Source organism: Streptomyces sp. NPDC002306 (assembly GCF_053593435.1).
On sequence record NZ_JBSFCK010000008.1, the window covers coordinates 56967 to 70869 of the forward strand.

General features: G+C 69.1%; 16 protein-coding genes. 11 read left to right on the top strand and 5 right to left on the bottom strand.

Going from position 1 to position 13903, the window contains the following annotated elements; translation table 11 throughout:
* Positions 1-2: 2 nt before the first annotated feature.
* Positions 3-968, top strand: a complete 966-nt coding sequence (gene ygfZ, locus ACWCQK_RS17850) for a CAF17-like 4Fe-4S cluster assembly/insertion protein YgfZ (RefSeq protein WP_451156097.1) — start codon at positions 3-5, stop codon at positions 966-968.
* An 81-nt stretch (positions 969-1049) separates the two neighbouring features.
* On the opposite strand, the gene dtd is transcribed toward ygfZ, so the two are convergent.
* On the bottom strand, positions 1050-1475 hold the full coding sequence (dtd, locus tag ACWCQK_RS17855; RefSeq protein ID WP_451156098.1) for a D-aminoacyl-tRNA deacylase: 426 nt from the start codon (positions 1473-1475) through the stop codon (positions 1050-1052).
* Positions 1476-1632: 157 nt separating this feature from the next.
* Here dtd and ACWCQK_RS17860 point away from each other — a divergent pair, with 157 nt between their 5' ends.
* From ACWCQK_RS17860 to ACWCQK_RS17870, 3 genes are all read left to right on the top strand, one after another.
* Positions 1633-2223: an RsiG family protein gene (locus tag ACWCQK_RS17860; RefSeq protein WP_451156099.1), complete on the top strand. Its 591-nt coding sequence runs from the start codon at positions 1633-1635 to the stop codon at positions 2221-2223.
* 77 nt (positions 2224-2300) lie between these two features.
* Complete coding sequence (locus ACWCQK_RS17865) at positions 2301-3266, top strand: asparaginase (protein ID WP_451156100.1); 966 nt, start codon at positions 2301-2303, stop codon at positions 3264-3266.
* A 186-nt stretch (positions 3267-3452) separates the two neighbouring features.
* The gene (locus ACWCQK_RS17870) at positions 3453-4706 is read left to right on the top strand and encodes a GNAT family N-acetyltransferase (protein ID WP_451156101.1); all 1254 of its coding nucleotides are present in this window, start codon (positions 3453-3455) and stop codon (positions 4704-4706) included.
* A 148-nt stretch (positions 4707-4854) separates the two neighbouring features.
* Here the strand turns inward: ACWCQK_RS17870 and ACWCQK_RS17875 are convergent, their stop codons facing one another.
* A complete protein-coding gene (locus tag ACWCQK_RS17875; protein WP_451156102.1) occupies positions 4855-5040 on the bottom strand; it encodes a hypothetical protein in 186 nt (61 codons plus the stop codon).
* Between the two features lie 155 nt (positions 5041-5195).
* Between ACWCQK_RS17875 and ACWCQK_RS17880 the strand changes: the two genes are divergently transcribed.
* A complete protein-coding gene (locus ACWCQK_RS17880) occupies positions 5196-6110 on the top strand; it encodes a FadR/GntR family transcriptional regulator (protein WP_451156103.1) in 915 nt (304 codons plus the stop codon).
* A 71-nt stretch (positions 6111-6181) separates the two neighbouring features.
* Here ACWCQK_RS17880 and ACWCQK_RS17885 read toward each other — a convergent pair whose 3' ends face one another.
* A complete protein-coding gene (locus ACWCQK_RS17885; protein WP_451156104.1) occupies positions 6182-6373 on the bottom strand; it encodes a hypothetical protein in 192 nt (63 codons plus the stop codon).
* A gap of 184 nt (positions 6374-6557) precedes the next feature.
* Here ACWCQK_RS17885 and ACWCQK_RS17890 point away from each other — a divergent pair, with 184 nt between their 5' ends.
* The 3 genes from ACWCQK_RS17890 to ACWCQK_RS17900 all read left to right on the top strand — a co-directional run bounded on the left by ACWCQK_RS17890 (position 6558) and on the right by ACWCQK_RS17900 (position 9214).
* A complete protein-coding gene (locus ACWCQK_RS17890; RefSeq protein WP_451156105.1) occupies positions 6558-7439 on the top strand; it encodes a GntR family transcriptional regulator in 882 nt (293 codons plus the stop codon).
* A 3-nt stretch (positions 7440-7442) separates the two neighbouring features.
* Positions 7443-8366 carry a GntR family transcriptional regulator gene (locus ACWCQK_RS17895; RefSeq protein ID WP_451156106.1) on the top strand — a complete coding sequence of 308 codons (924 nt, stop codon included), beginning with the start codon at positions 7443-7445 and terminating at the stop codon, positions 8364-8366.
* A gap of 131 nt (positions 8367-8497) precedes the next feature.
* A complete protein-coding gene (locus tag ACWCQK_RS17900) occupies positions 8498-9214 on the top strand; it encodes an HAD family hydrolase (RefSeq protein ID WP_451156107.1) in 717 nt (238 codons plus the stop codon).
* Positions 9215-9220: 6 nt separating this feature from the next.
* Here ACWCQK_RS17900 and ACWCQK_RS17905 read toward each other — a convergent pair whose 3' ends face one another.
* Both ACWCQK_RS17905 and ACWCQK_RS17910 read right to left on the bottom strand, forming a co-directional pair.
* Positions 9221-10204: a hypothetical protein gene (locus ACWCQK_RS17905; RefSeq protein WP_451156108.1), complete on the bottom strand. Its 984-nt coding sequence runs from the start codon at positions 10202-10204 to the stop codon at positions 9221-9223.
* Positions 10205-10312: 108 nt separating this feature from the next.
* A complete protein-coding gene (locus tag ACWCQK_RS17910) occupies positions 10313-11032 on the bottom strand; it encodes an HAD family hydrolase (protein ID WP_451156109.1) in 720 nt (239 codons plus the stop codon).
* Positions 11033-11322: 290 nt separating this feature from the next.
* On the opposite strand from ACWCQK_RS17910, the gene ACWCQK_RS17915 reads away from it, so the two are divergent.
* The 3 genes from ACWCQK_RS17915 to ACWCQK_RS17925 all read left to right on the top strand — a co-directional run bounded on the left by ACWCQK_RS17915 (position 11323) and on the right by ACWCQK_RS17925 (position 13866).
* Positions 11323-12426 (top strand): phosphotransferase, encoded by a 1104-nt coding sequence (locus ACWCQK_RS17915; RefSeq protein WP_451156110.1) that lies wholly within the window; start codon positions 11323-11325, stop codon positions 12424-12426.
* 209 nt (positions 12427-12635) lie between these two features.
* On the top strand, positions 12636-13121 hold the full coding sequence (locus tag ACWCQK_RS17920; protein ID WP_451156363.1) for a hypothetical protein: 486 nt from the start codon (positions 12636-12638) through the stop codon (positions 13119-13121).
* A gap of 154 nt (positions 13122-13275) precedes the next feature.
* Positions 13276-13866 (top strand): helix-turn-helix domain-containing protein, encoded by a 591-nt coding sequence (locus tag ACWCQK_RS17925; RefSeq protein WP_451156111.1) that lies wholly within the window; start codon positions 13276-13278, stop codon positions 13864-13866.
* The last annotated feature ends 37 nt before the right edge of the window (positions 13867-13903 follow it).

Below are 13903 nucleotides of genomic sequence, written 5' to 3' on the forward strand. Positions count from 1 at the left end.
TCATGAAGAGCCCTCTGCTGTCCCTGTCCGGCGCCGTCCCCGCCGAGGGCGTGGACGAAGACGTCGCCGCCCACTACGGCGACCTGTTCCGCGAGCAGCGCGCACTCGCCGACGGCACCGGATTCGTGGACCTCTCCCACCGCGGGGTCGTCGCCGTCACCGGCGAGGACCGGCTGAGCTGGCTGCATCTGCTGCTCACCCAGCACGTCAGCGAGCTGCCCGCCGGTGAGGCCACCGAGGCGCTGGTCCTCTCCGCGCACGGCCACATCGAGCACGCCCTGTACCTGGTGGACGACGGCACGACCACCTGGGCGCACGTGGAGCCCGGCACCCAGGACGCGCTGATCGCGTACCTGGAGTCGATGAAGTTCTTCTACCGGGTGGACGTCACCGACCGGACGGACGAGTTCGCGGTCGTGTACCTGCCGGCCGGTTCGATCGCCGAGCTGCCCGCCGGTGCCGTCGTGCGCGAGACGGCGTACGGCCGTGACCTGTTCCTGCCGCGGGCGGACCTGGAGGCGTTCGCGGCGAAGGCCGGCCCGCCGGCCGGGCTCCTCGCCCACGAGGCGCTGCGCGTCGAGCACCATCTGCCGCGTGTGGGCTTCGAGACCGATCACCGCACCATTCCGCACGAGCTGGGCTGGATCGGTAGCGCGGTGCACCTCCAGAAGGGCTGCTACCGCGGCCAGGAGACCGTCGCCCGCGTCCAGAACCTGGGCAAGCCCCCGCGCCGCCTGGTCTTCCTGCACCTCGACGGCAGCGAGGTGCACCTGCCGGCCCACGGCACGGAGATCCGGATCGCGGACGAGGGTCCGGACGGCCGCCGGATCGGGTTCGTCACGACGTCCGTACGCCACCACGAGCTCGGCCCGATCGCGCTCGCGCTGGTGAAGCGGAACGTGCCGCTGGACGCGCGGCTGGTGGCGGGGGAGACGGCGGCGGCGCAGGAAGTCGTGGTCGAGCCGTAGGCCGAGCCGAGCCGTAGGCCGTGGAGCTCTGGCCGTAGGCCGTCGGGCTCTCCGACCGCGGTGCCGTCGAGGTCGTGGAGGCTAGATCTCCACGAGGACGGTGAACGGACCGTCGTTCGTCAGCGACACCCGCATCTGCGCGCCGAAGCGGCCCGTCTCCACCGTCGCGCCCAGCTCGCGCAGCCGGGCGACGACCTCGTCGACCAGCGGCTCGGCCACCTCGCCGGGGGCGGCCGCGTTCCAGGTGGGGCGGCGGCCCTTGCGGGCGTCGCCGTACAGGGTGAACTGGCTGATCACGAGGAGCGGGGCGTCGATGTCGCTGCACGACTTCTCGTCCTGAAGCATGCGGATCGACCACAGCTTGCGGGCGAGCTGGGCCGCCTTCTCCGCGGTGTCCTCGTGGGTCACCCCGACCAGGACGCACAGTCCCTCGCCGATGATCTCCCCGACCGTCTCGCCGTCCACGACGACGCTCGCGCCGTCCACCCTCTGCACCACTGCACGCATACGCCCATCATGCCGGGCCCCGGCGATGGTCCGTACCAGTTCACTTTTTGATCCCTATCCCCCCATCTGGGGCCGATCGGGGGCACTCATTCACATAGCGGCCACTTGGAGTGACACGATGGCGCCCACACGCCGGTCGAGGGGACGGTAGAGGCACATGAGCACACCGAGTACCGGGCGGCCGCCTGCGGCCGCCTCCGGACCGCCCGTGCAGCGCACCGACAGCCCTTGGCTGACCGCGGAGCCGCCCGAGCACGAACTGGCCGTACTGAGCCTGGCCGAGCTGCGGACCCTGCGCCGGGACGCCCAGCGCGACGAGGCCGACCTCAGTTACGTACGGCGGCTGTTGCAGGGCCGGATCGACATCCTGCGCGCGGAGCTGGCCCGGCGCGGCCCGGCGTCCGTCGTGGACGAACCGGGCGAGGCGTCCGTCGTCGACCGGCTCCCGGAGATCCTGACCGACGCCCCGGCCCGGCACCGCTCCTCCGCCCGGCACGTGACGCTGGGCACCCCGCACAACGAGGAGTACGGGCTGCTCGCCACGGAGATGCTCGCCGAGGTGGAGCTGTCGGACCTGGACGCCCGTACCGACCCGGAGCTGAGTGAGGCGATGGGGCGGCTCGTGCGCTACGAGCAGCAGGTCTCGGGCCGGCGCCAGCGCTTGCAGCGGACGACGGACGAGTGCAGCGCGGAGATCGCCCGCCGGTACCGTGAGGGGGAAGCACAGGTGGACGACCTGCTCGTCTGACGCGCCTGGCCGGCGTACCCGTCCGACGCGTCCGGCGCGTGGGACGGGCACGCTCCCGGGAAGGCAGGCCACAGCCGATGTCCGCAGCCGTACCTCGCACGTCCGCGCCGCCGGTTCTCGCGGAGGTGGTGCGTTCCGGTTTCGTCGAGGGGCGGCACCGGGGAAGCCTGGTGCTGCTGGCCGCGGACGGGTCGGTGGAACGGGCGCTCGGGGACGTCACGTCCCCGGTCTTCCCGCGGTCGTCCAACAAGCCGATGCAGGCGGCGGGCGTGCTGCGGGCGGGCCTGGACCTGTCCGGCGAACGGCTCGCCCTGGCCGCGGCGAGCCACTCCGGCGAGCGGTTCCACCGGGATCTGGTCGAGAAGATGCTGGCCGAGCACGGTCTGGACCGGGACCTCCTCCAGTGCCCGCCGGACCTGCCCCTGGACCCGTGGGAGCGGGAGGCCTACGTGGCCTCGGGCGCGGTCCGCGACCGGGTGGCGATGAACTGCTCCGGCAAGCACACGGCGATGCTCGCGGCGTGCGTCCTGCGGGGCTGGCCGCTCGACTCGTATCTGGATCCCGCGCATCCCCTTCAGCGGCTCATCCACAGCACGGTGGAGGAGACGGCGGGCGAGGAGGTCGCGGCGGTCGGCACGGACGGCTGCGGGGCGCCGCTGGCGGCGATCAGCCTGACCGGCCTGGCCCGCGCGTACCGCGCCTTCGTACTGGCCGACCCCGGCTCCCCGCAGCGCCGGGTCGCCGACGCGATGCGTGCCCACCCCGAGTACGTCGCCGGCACCCGCCGCCATGACACCCGGCTGATGCGTGACATCCCCGGCGCGCTCTCGAAGATGGGCGCGGAGGCGGTGCAGGCCGTCGCCCTGCCCGACGGCCGCGCTCTCGCCTTCAAGGTGGAGGACGGCGCGAGCCGGGCCCTGGGTCCGGTACTGGGCCGGGCGCTCACGTTGCTGGGCGTGCGCCCCTCACCGTCGGCCGAGCTCGACGCGACCCCGCTGCTGGGCGGAGGCCGCCAGGTGGGCGAGATCCGGGCGGCCTTCTGAGCGCCCGCCGATCGCCGGCCCGGGGGGCCGCGGGCCCGGTGATCCGGGGCGGGAGGGGGCGGTGGTTCGGGGCGGGAGAGGCCGATGGTCCGGGAGGGGGCCGCGGTCGGGGTTCGCGGAGACATCACCCGTGGGGTGGGCGAAATTTGCGCGACACCTTCCTCGCCCGAGACCTACCGTGACCCCATGACCCGCCGCCCCGACATCGACGTCCGCCCGATCACCGAGCCCGAGTTCCGCGAGTGGCAGCGTGCGCTGAACACCGGCTTCCTGCGCGAGCCGGTTCTCTCGGAGGAGCAGTTGGCGGCCCGCCGCAACCAGTTCGTACCGGGCAGGCTGCTCGGCGCCTTCGACGGCTCCCGGTGCGTCGCCACCTTCCGCTCCTTCGCCCAGGAGCTCACGGCGGTCGGCGGCACCCCGGTCCCCGCCGACGCGATCTCCAACGTCACCGTCACCGCGACCCACCGCCGCCGCGGCCTCCTCACCCGCATGATGAGCCAGGACCTCGCCGCGGCGAAGGAACGCGGGGACGTCGTCGCCACCCTGATCGCGGCCGAGTACCCGATCTACGGCCGCTACGGCTTCGGCCCCGCCACCTCCATGGCCGAGTGGACCGTCGACGTCACCCGTACCGGCCTCGACAAGCGCCGGCCGGTCCCGGACGACGGCGGCCGTATCGACCTGGTGGACGGCGAGGACGTGCGCAAGCTCGGGCCGGAGCTGCACGAGCGGGTGCGCCGGGCCCAGCCGGGCGCCATCAACCGTGACGAGCTGTGGTGGCGGGTGAACACGGGCGCCGTCCGCTTCAGCTCGTGGACCGAGCCCTTCTACGCCGTGTACCGCTCGGCGGACGGCGAGGTCGAGGGGCTGATGTCGTACGAGTGCGACGACAAGTGGGACGACGCCAAGCAGCCCCGCAACACGGCGAGCGTGGAATGGCTGATCGCGTCGACCCCGGCGGCCGAGCGCGCGCTGTGGCGGTACGTGTGCTCGATCGACTGGATCGTCCGGGTGAAGACGGGCTGGCGGGCCCCGGACGACCTGCTCCCGCTCTGCTTCCCCGACGCCAGGGCGGCGAGGATCACCACGCAGGCCGACTGGCTGTGGGTGCGGCTCCTGGATGTCGTACGAGCGCTCGAGACACGTACGTACGGCGGACCGGGCTCGCTGGTGCTGGAGGTGGTCGACGGGGCCGGGCTCACCGGGGGCCGCTACCGGCTGGAGACCGCGGCGACCGGGACGGGGGTCTGCGCGCCGACGTCGGCGGACGCCGACCTCACCCTGGACGTGGGCGATCTGGCGGCCCTGTGGCTCGGCGACGAGTCGGCGGTGCGGCTGGCGGCGGCGGGCCGGGTGCGGGAAGAACGAGCGGGCGCCGCCCAGGTGGCCGACGCCCTGCTGCGTACGTCCAGGCGACCTTGGTGCCCGGACATGTTCTGAGTGCTCCTTCCGGCCGACGGCAAGTACGGCAGTGCGGTGTTGCGGTACCACGCATCCGTAGCGGTGGCTGTTCAGTTGTGGTTGTTGTGCGGTGGTGCGGTGGTGCAGACCGACCAGGCTCCCGGCTCCCCTCCGGAAGGGAGCCCGGTCAGCCGGACTGGGCGAGCAGCATCACGAGGATGACCGCTCCGATGCCGCTGATCATGGTGTTCTTGGCTTTGATGCCGATGGTCAGCGCGGCGAACGCGATGAGGCCCATCGGCCCGTACTTCCACTGGACGAGTTGTTCGAATCCGATGGCGAGGGCGGCGACAGCGATGGCGATGAGCGGCATGACGGTCTCTCCTTGTCCCCCTGGTGGCCAACACCCGGCAGGCTTGACCATGTTGCTCAAGTTGGCGACCAACTTCACTGTACTTATCTCCGCTTGGAAGCGGCTCATAACCACCTTTCCGTGAACTGCCCAAAGATGGCGGGAAGTTGTAGTGTTTGGTCGTGGAGCCGGAACCCGCCTCCGTCAATGGACGGAAAAGGCCACAACGGCCACAGCGGACACACCGCGAGGTGGCCGACGAACTGCGCACCCGGATCAGGTCCGGGGTGCTGCGGCCGGGTCAGCGCATGCCCACGCAGGCGAAACTGGCCGACGAGTTCGGCGTCGAGCGCGGGACCGTACGGGAGGCGCTGCGGATCCTGCGGGCGGAGCAGCTGCTCACCGACGTGTCCAAGGGGAGCCCGGCGACAGTCGCCCCCGACCTGGGCCTCGGCACCGCCCTGACCGGCCCGGAAGCCCCGCCCCAGCCCACCATGGTGGCCCTCGCCCCGCGCATCGCGGGCGCCTTCGCGGCCGAGCTCGTCGAGATCGACGCCCTGTGCCTGACCTCGGTCTCCCTCACGCTCGCCATGGGTGAGCCGTTGCGTCAGATCCACGCGGGACGAATGAAACCGGCCAAGGTCGACGTGCGGATCCTGCTGCCCAGCCGGGACATCGACCTGGCGTTCCCCGCGCCGGTCGACCGCTCCGTCCCCGACCGGCTGCAGGGCCGCTGGCTGGCCCAGCGCAACGCCCAGGGACAGGTGCTCCGGCACAATCTGCTGGCCCTGCGTTCCACGCACGGCATCGACGTCCGCGTGACCTTCCGCGCGCTGCCCTTCACGCCGCCGGTCAAGCTCTACCTGCTCAACGGCGCGGAAGCGCTCTTCGCGTACTACACGCTGGCGCGCCGCGAGGAGGAGATCGACCACGAGCCCCTGGAGATGTACGACGCCGAGGGCACCCAGTCGATGCTGTTCGCCTTCGAGCGGGGGACCGGCTTGCGGGACACGACGTTCGTGGAGCAGTCGTACCTGTGGTTCAACGCGCTGTGGGAGACGATCAGCTCCGAGCTGGTGCTCACGAGCTGATGTCCCCCACAGGTGGTGGCGCGGGCGGTGGTCAGGGCGCTGACCTGGGCGCTGACCTGGGCGGTCGGCCGTCAGGCGGCGGGCCTGGTCACCAGGGCGACGAGCACGACGGCCCCGATGGAGCTGACCGCGGGACTCTTCGCCTTGATACCGACGGTGAGCAGCAGCAGACCCACGGCGCCGGCGGCGCCGTATTTCCACTGGACGGTCTGTTCGAAGCCGACGGCGAAGACGGTGAGGAGGAGGGCGAGGGCGGCGGGCATGGTGGTTCCCCCTTCGGGCGGCCGGACGGAACGGGTGTGGGGGACGGAGGCTGGTCGAGGGGAGGCAAACCTTCCACCAACTGGGCTAAGTTGGCGACCAACTCCAAGATGTTTGTCCCCACTTGGTGGCAGGTCATAAACAACTTTCAAACAACTCCCGGAAGATGGATCTAAGTTGTAGCGTTTGGTCGTGGCACAGGAGAACGTGGCAGTGAACGGCAGCAGCAGGCTCTCGCCCCAGGAGATCGCCGACGTCCTGCGCGAACGCATCCGCGTCGGAGACCTCAAGGCGGGCGACCGCCTGCCCACCCAGGCCGAACTCGCCGAGGAGTTCGGCGTCGAACGCGGCACCGTCCGCCAGGCCCTGCGGGCCCTCCAGGACGCCGGCCTGCTCAGCAACGTGAGCAAGGGCAGCCCGCCGCGCGTCGCGCGGGCGACACCGAGTCCCCTGGAGCCGCAGCCGACGATGGTCGGCCTCGCCCCCCGTCTGGCCGTGGCCTTCGACGCACCGCACGTCCGGATCGACGCGGCCTGCCTCACGGCGGAGAGCCTGATGATGGCCCTGAGCGAGCCACTGCGCACGATCCACGCGGGGCGCGGCCGGCCCGAGTCGATCGACGTCCGTATCCTCCTGCCCTCCCGGGACATCGCCCTCGCCTTCCCGATCCCGGTGGACGGCCGCGGCGACGACGACCCGGTCCATCAGCGGTGGCTCCAGATGCGCAACGCCCAGGGGCAGGTCCTGCGCCACAACCTCCGCTCCCTGCGCTCCTCCCACGGCATCGACGTGCGCGTCACCTTCCGCGCGCTGCCGTTCACCCCGCCGGTGAAGCTGTACCTGCTCAACGGTTCGGAGGCGCTGATGGCCTACTACATGATCAAGCGCCGGGAGGAGGCGACCGAGAGCGGGACGACGATGGACCTGTACGACGTCCAGGGCGCCGAGTCCGTCCTGTTCTCCTTCGAGCGTGGCGCGGGTGAACGGGACGCCGCGTTCGTGGAACAGTCCCAGAAATGGTTCGACGCGCTCTGGGAAACCATCACTACGGACCTGACCCTCGGCTGACCGGTGTCGCAGGCGGTCACCGGTGCCGCACACAGTACGCACGTCGACCAGGAGAACGCGGTGGTGAACGGCAGCGGCAGAGCCTCGGCCCAGGAGATCGCCGACGTCCTGCGGGAACGCATCCGGGCCGGCCACCTCGAAGCGGGGGACCGCCTGCCCACGCAGGCCGTGCTCGCCGAGGAGTTCGGCGTCGAGCGCGGCACCGTCCGCCAGGCCCTGGGGATGCTCCAGCAGGACGGACTGCTGAGCAACGTGTCCAAGGGGAGTCCGCCGCGGGTGGCCGAGGTCGCGGAGGAACAGCCGCAGCAGGACAGGAAGGCCCGGGTCGTCCTGGTCAGGTATCTGAGGGAGGCGTTCAGGGCGGACGACGTACGCATCGACGCCGTCTGCTTCACGGCGGAGACCCTGATGCTGGCGCTCACCGAGATGTGCGACGCCGTCCGCAAGGGCGAGGCGCACCCCAGGTCGATCGCCGTGCGATGCCTGCTGCCGGGTCCGGACGTCCCCCTCCCCTACCCCGAACCGCTGCACCGACCGGAGCTCAGGGAGCGGGTCCACGAACAGACGAAGTCGCAGATCAGGGCGCAGATGGCGACCATGGACATCCATCTGTCCAACCTGAAGCGCTACCAAGGCGTCGACGCCGGGGTGACCTTTCGCCCGCTGCGTTTCGTGCCGTCGGAGAAGAAGTACGTCCTGAACGACACGCTGGTCCTGCGGGGCGACTACCCGGTGGACCGGCGCCGCTACGACGAACTGCCGGATGCCGGCGAGTTCGAGATCCTCGACCTCAGCGGCTTCAACTCGGACCTGTTCGAGTTCCGGCAGGGCAGGGGCGGACAGGATGCAGCGATCGTGCGGGCCACGAAGAATTACTTCGATGCCCTCTGGGATTCGGAGGCTCCCGGACAGACACTCGCTGAGTGACTGCTGAGACGGGACGGACCGAACTGGTGACGAGTGAGACCGGGAATCTTCGGGAACGGGTTGCCGTCGACCGAGACCAGGTGGGGCCGACTGAACGGCGGGGGGCTTCCGATGCGACGCGGACCGATGCGATGACAGAAGAGGGAGAGACCGAGACCGAGGTCCGGCTGCGGGGGCTGACCGCCCGTGCGCGGGTCGTCCTCTGGGACTTCGACGGACCGATCTGTCGGCTGTTCGCGATGCACCCGGCGGCACAGGTCGCGAAGAGCCTGGTGGAATGGTTGGACGGGCAGGGCTTGGACGGTCTTCTGACGGACGGGGAGAGAGAGTCGCCGGATCCGCACGAGGTGCTGCGCGCGGTGAACCGCCGACAGCCCGGCAGTCCGCTCGTGGAGGAACTGGAGAAACGTCTCACCGAAGAGGAGCGAAAGGCCGCCGGATCTGCCATGCCCACCGCTTACGCGGACCCCCTGATACGGACCTGGTCCGCGGTGGGCGCACGACTCGCGGTGACGACGAACAACTCTCCGAGCGTGGTCGACAAGTACTTGGTAGGCCGCGGACTGCGGTCCTGTTTCGCCCCGCAGGTCTACGGGCGTACCGAGAACCTTCAGGCTCTCAAGCCGGATCCGCACTGTCTCAACAGGGCTTTGGAGGACATGGGAGCGGACCCCCGGGACGCCCTGATGATCGGTGACACGGACTCGGACTTCCTCGCCGCCCGAGCGGCCGGCGTCCCCTTCCTGGGCTACGCGCCGGATCGACCCAGGCAGAAGCGGCTCAGGGGCGCGGGCGCCAAGGAGATGGTGGACTCACTGGCGACGGTGCTGCGGGCGGTGCTCGCCTAGCAGTCGTCAGTCAGCGTTCCGCGGTTCTGGTGGAATCCAGCGAGGGTCGCTGATGATGGGATGTTCCGGCTTGATACGGGCAAGCCTTTCCCAGAGGTTTCGGTGCCATTCCATGTGGTGCTCCGCGATCTCTCGTGTGGATCGGGACTTCGACCGCCTGTCCCAGCCGATGATGCGGGCCGCTCCGTGCCGGAGGCCCAAGCCGGCGGTGTCGAGGATGTGATAAGCGTTGCCGTGCCATACGAAACGCTTCTCCATGATTCCGTAGGGCTGATAAAAGAACTTCTCCTGATTGAGGATGTAGAACTTGCGTTCGGGGATTTGAGGTGACTCCCTTATCTCGCAGGAGATGGCAATCTCTGGATTCCTCTCGTGGATCTTGTCCAGGAGGTCCTTCAGTTTTCCCCAGTTCGGTATCGTGAAATCCTCACGCATTCGCCGGCGGTTTTCCGCGGAATCGCCGAAGTGAAGTGTTCCGGCGGGATCTCCATGGCCGGCGGGTGCGGCGTCGAGTCGACCCGGAAGGCTCATTGGGAGATTCAAGTGGGCGACGATGATACGCATCGTCAGCTCTTGTGTGCGCACTTCCCCGTCGGCCATCCGCTGGAGTGGCCCTTTGAGCAGGTCAAGCAGCGTCTCCATGGTGAAGCCGGAGAAGTCCACTCGGACGTGGCGCGCCTCGAACGCTTCCTCGAACGGGCCGTGCAGGTCGTTCTGTTGGGCGAGCACGTAGACGCCCGATACTTCCGGAGGGTCGGATTCACTGATGGCGTCGAAGAGGATGAGGGCGATCAGCGCCGCGAAGGAGCCACCCAGGAATCCCTGACTCTTGAGGGCTTCGCCCAGGGGATCGATGAGTTCCGCGGCGATTCCCAGAGCGGCTATCAGCGCGAGAGACCATTTGATGATGCGGGGCTTCCACTCGCTCAGCGAATGCCGAACGAGGTCGAGTCTGGACGGGCGGCCGACACCTGGACCGCGAGAAGACACAAGCCACCCCCGTACGTAACCCGCGGACGTGAGGCGGACGCCACGGCTCTCCCCGGCGCACCATGATGCCTCGGTCGACTTGGTCGCGCCAGAAGGTCAGTTGACGCTCTACAGCATCTTCGCCGCGTCGACGAGGGGGGCGTACGACCGCACGACCCAGGAGCCGCCCCGGTTCCGCATCTCCGTCGCGCGCCTCTCCGAGCGGGTGTACCCGAGGAAGCGCGTGCCCGCCGTGTGAGCGGCCTCCAGGTCGGTGAGCTGGTCACCGATGAGCAGGCAGGAGGAGGGCGGGAGCCGAAGATGTGTCACGGCCTGGTTCACGCAGTAGGGGTCGGGCTTCATATGCCGGAACTCGTGAGGGTCACGGCCGGCGACGGTCTCGAACTTCGACTGCAGACCCATGCCCTTGAGGAACTCCCACACAGGGCCGTCGGAGTTGTTGCTCACGATGGCGAGCGGGAGCCTCAGTTCGCACAGGACGTCGATGAGTTCCACGAAGAGCGGGACGGCCAAGGCCGACTTGGCGGCGTCGTACTCGTGCCGCGTCACGATGGCATCCGCTTGTTCGAGTGTCCGGCGGTCGCGAGGGAGGGTACTCGGCCGGTCGTACATGTCCCTGAGGTGTCGGAGAATGCCGTGCGAGTCCTCACACGCTTCCACGTCGTCGTCCAGCGCACCCCATTCGGCGCGTGCCATCTCTTTGATCTCGTGGGCGATGGGCGCGGTGGACGTGTCGCCGAACAGGTCGGTGACCGGCCCGTCGAAGTCGAGCAGGACGGCGTCCGCCTCACGGAGCAGCTTCCGCAGGGTCTTTTGTTCGTCGCGCATAGGCCTTCTCGGCCTCCTCCCGCTCACCGGGTTCAGTGTGGACCACGGCGGCCCGTACTGCCAGCATCGCAGGTCGAGGTGCAATCTGGGGCACAGCGGGCGGAGTTCGGTGAGTGGGTGGTGTCTCCGCCGCATGGAGCGCCGCCTCGCACACATGCGCGTCCGGTAGCCGGTCAGTGGAATCACGTTCGATACGGAGCGGACATGCCGGCGCGACGCGGGTCATTGATGGAGTACCGTGCTCACACTTTCTGAACCCGGATAGGGGTCCAAGAAGAAAGAAGCGGATGATGCCACTCGAATCGACCTCGATAGCTCGGCGGCGCGCAGTCGAGGTGAGTGGTGACGAGAGTGTCGTCCAGGGGCCGCTTCTTGGGTACCACCACGAGACCTATGTATTTTCGCTGCCCGACGATGTGCCGGGCGCTGGGGGAGGTCGGTGGAAGTGCCGGGAGCCGCGCACCGGCCTCTTGTGGTTCGATAGGCGGTGCTTTTTCTCGGAAGAGCAGTTGCTGAGCTCTCTCGCCGACCGTATTTCCGGCATCCCGGATATCATCGAGGTCGGCGGAATCCGCTTGCAGAGATTTATTGAAGGGCGGACGCTGGCAGCGTTGTGCAGGTCCGGATCTCCGGTTCCGGACACTCTTTTCCGTCAGATTGTCGACCTCTTCGGTCAAATGGTCGACGTCACTTCCGAGACCCTCCTGGTCAAACGGCGATGCAAGCCGGAGGACTTCCCGGAGGCGGGGGACAGCAACGGATTTCTTGAACGGCTCATCTGTTTCGCCGAAGAGCATGTGTACCTGAAGAATCTTGAGCAATTCGAAGTTCTCTTCGGCGAACTCGGAATTGACGTCGATTCTTTCAAGAAGCTCAGGAAACACGTATCGGGCCTCAAGGAGCGCCCGTTCAGCCTTCTGCACGCCGACCTGCACGGCGAGAACTTCATCGTCGACTTCGGGAACAAGCTCTGGACGATCGACTGGGAGCTGGCGATGATGGGCGACCCGCTCTACGACCTGGCCACCCATCTCTATTTGATGCGGTACCCGAGGTGGCAGGAGCGGCGGATGGTGCGGGAGTGGCGCTCAGCCGTGGAAACGTTCCGGCCCGGCGCTTCTCATGGTCTGGAGCACGACCTTCCCCTTCTGCTCGACTACAAGCGGGCACAGTCCGTCTTCACGGACGTCATCCGTGAAGCGCTGTCATTGGACGCGGGCCCGGAACCCTACGGACGTCGGATTGCTCCGGCTGGGCGCAAACTGCGGGACGTCATGGCCGCGGCTTCCGGACCGCTCGGCCTGGACGCGGTGCCGACCTCGGCGGGGATCGGGTCGGCCCTCATGCGCTGGCGGAGGTCGCGCAAGGGCGGGGAAGATGCCGGCTCACGCTGATCAGACCCCGGCGCAACACCGGCCGGGTCGGCGCCACGGTTGTGCTGGCCCGTGGCCGGCCCGGCGGTCGTGGGTGGGAGGCTGGCGGCGGGGCGGGAGAAAGGGCAATGTGGTTTTCGATGCCTCCGTCGCCTCCGTCGCCTCCGTCGCCTCCGTCGTCCCCCTGGTCCCCGTCGTCCCCCTCGCCGTCCCGGCCGCCCTCGGCTGCCCTGCTCCTCTTCCTCGACATCGACGGGACGCTGCTCCCCTTCGGGGCGGACGGGCCGTACCCGGTGTACGAGGTCGGCGGCCTGCCCTCCGCCGATGCCGGGAATCCCCTGCTGACCAGGATCGACCCGGGGCTCGGTCCCCGGCTGGTGGCGCTGGGCTGCGAGCTGGTGTGGGCGACGACCTGGATGGACGAGGCCAACGTGGCGGTCGCGCCCTGGCTGGGGCTGCCCCCGCTGCCGGTGGTGGACTGGCCGGACGAGGCGTACCCGCCGGGCGCCCTGCACTGGAAGACCCGGCCGCTCGTGGCCCGCGCGGCGGGCCGGCCCTTCGTCTGGGTCGACGACGAGATCACAGCCGTCGACCGTGACTGGGTGAGCGCCCACCACCCCGGACGGGCCCTGCTCCACCGCGTGGACCACCGGTACGGCCTGACGGACGCGGATTTCGTGGCATTGGAGGGGTGGATCGGCGGGTACCCGTGCTGAGCGTCAGGTCCGGACCCGCCTCGGCCGCCCCACAGCTCCGCAGGGCCGCTCTCGCGTCTCGAACGACGCGGACGGCTCACCCGAACGGGTGATGCGGCGCACTATTGCAAGCAGATGCTTGCAATAGTTAGCAAGGGTGGGGCATGGTGGAGTCATGGCATCACTCAACGTCGGCAATCTCGGCGAGTATCTGCGCGAGCAGCGGCGCTCCGCGCAGCTGTCGCTGCGGCAGCTCGCCGACGCCGCCGGAGTGTCCAATCCGTATCTGAGTCAGATCGAGCGCGGGCTGCGCAAGCCGAGCGCGGAGGTGCTGCAGCAGGTCGCGAAGGCCCTGCGGATCTCCGCCGAGACGCTGTACGTCCGCGCCGGGATCCTCGACGCCGAGCGGGACCGGGACGAGGTGGAGACACGTGCGGTCATCCTCGCCGATCCCACGTTGACCGAGGGGCAGAAGCAGGTACTGCTCCAGGTCTACGAGTCGTTCCGCAAGGAGAACGGATTCGTGGCCGCCCCCGAGGGGGAACCGGCCGACACGCCCGGCACGGTGGACGCCGACGACGATTCCGACGGCGCGAAGGTCGCTGACGACAGTGCTGACGACAGAGACGACCTGAGTGCTGACGACAGGGACGACCCGGGCGACGGCGAAGGCGACGGTGCCGTACGCCGTACCCGCGAGACCCCCGCACGCCGTACCCGCCGCGCCGGCGGTTCCGGCACCGATCCGCAGCAGACGGCCAGTTGACCGGACCAGGGCACGGACCGCCCGACTGCGGACCCAC

Bases quoted from the DNA above. Each gene is read 5' to 3' on its own strand.
- ACWCQK_RS17900 (WP_451156107.1), top strand. From the start codon at position 8,498: ATGACAGAAGAGGGAGAGACCGAGACCGAGGTCCGGCTGCGGGGGCTG.
- ACWCQK_RS17910 (WP_451156109.1), bottom strand. From the start codon at position 11,032: ATGCGCGACGAACAAAAGACCCTGCGGAAGCTGCTCCGTGAGGCGGAC.
- dtd (WP_451156098.1), bottom strand. From the start codon at position 1,475: ATGCGTGCAGTGGTGCAGAGGGTGGACGGCGCGAGCGTCGTCGTGGAC.
- ACWCQK_RS17860 (WP_451156099.1), top strand. From the start codon at position 1,633: ATGAGCACACCGAGTACCGGGCGGCCGCCTGCGGCCGCCTCCGGACCG.
- ACWCQK_RS17870 (WP_451156101.1), top strand. From the start codon at position 3,453: ATGACCCGCCGCCCCGACATCGACGTCCGCCCGATCACCGAGCCCGAG.
- ACWCQK_RS17885 (WP_451156104.1), bottom strand. From the start codon at position 6,373: ATGCCCGCCGCCCTCGCCCTCCTCCTCACCGTCTTCGCCGTCGGCTTC.
- ACWCQK_RS17915 (WP_451156110.1), top strand. From the start codon at position 11,323: ATGCCACTCGAATCGACCTCGATAGCTCGGCGGCGCGCAGTCGAGGTG.
- ACWCQK_RS17925 (WP_451156111.1), top strand. From the start codon at position 13,276: ATGGCATCACTCAACGTCGGCAATCTCGGCGAGTATCTGCGCGAGCAG.
- ygfZ (WP_451156097.1), top strand. From the start codon at position 3: ATGAAGAGCCCTCTGCTGTCCCTGTCCGGCGCCGTCCCCGCCGAGGGC.
- ACWCQK_RS17875 (WP_451156102.1), bottom strand. From the start codon at position 5,040: ATGCCGCTCATCGCCATCGCTGTCGCCGCCCTCGCCATCGGATTCGAA.
- ACWCQK_RS17865 (WP_451156100.1), top strand. From the start codon at position 2,301: ATGTCCGCAGCCGTACCTCGCACGTCCGCGCCGCCGGTTCTCGCGGAG.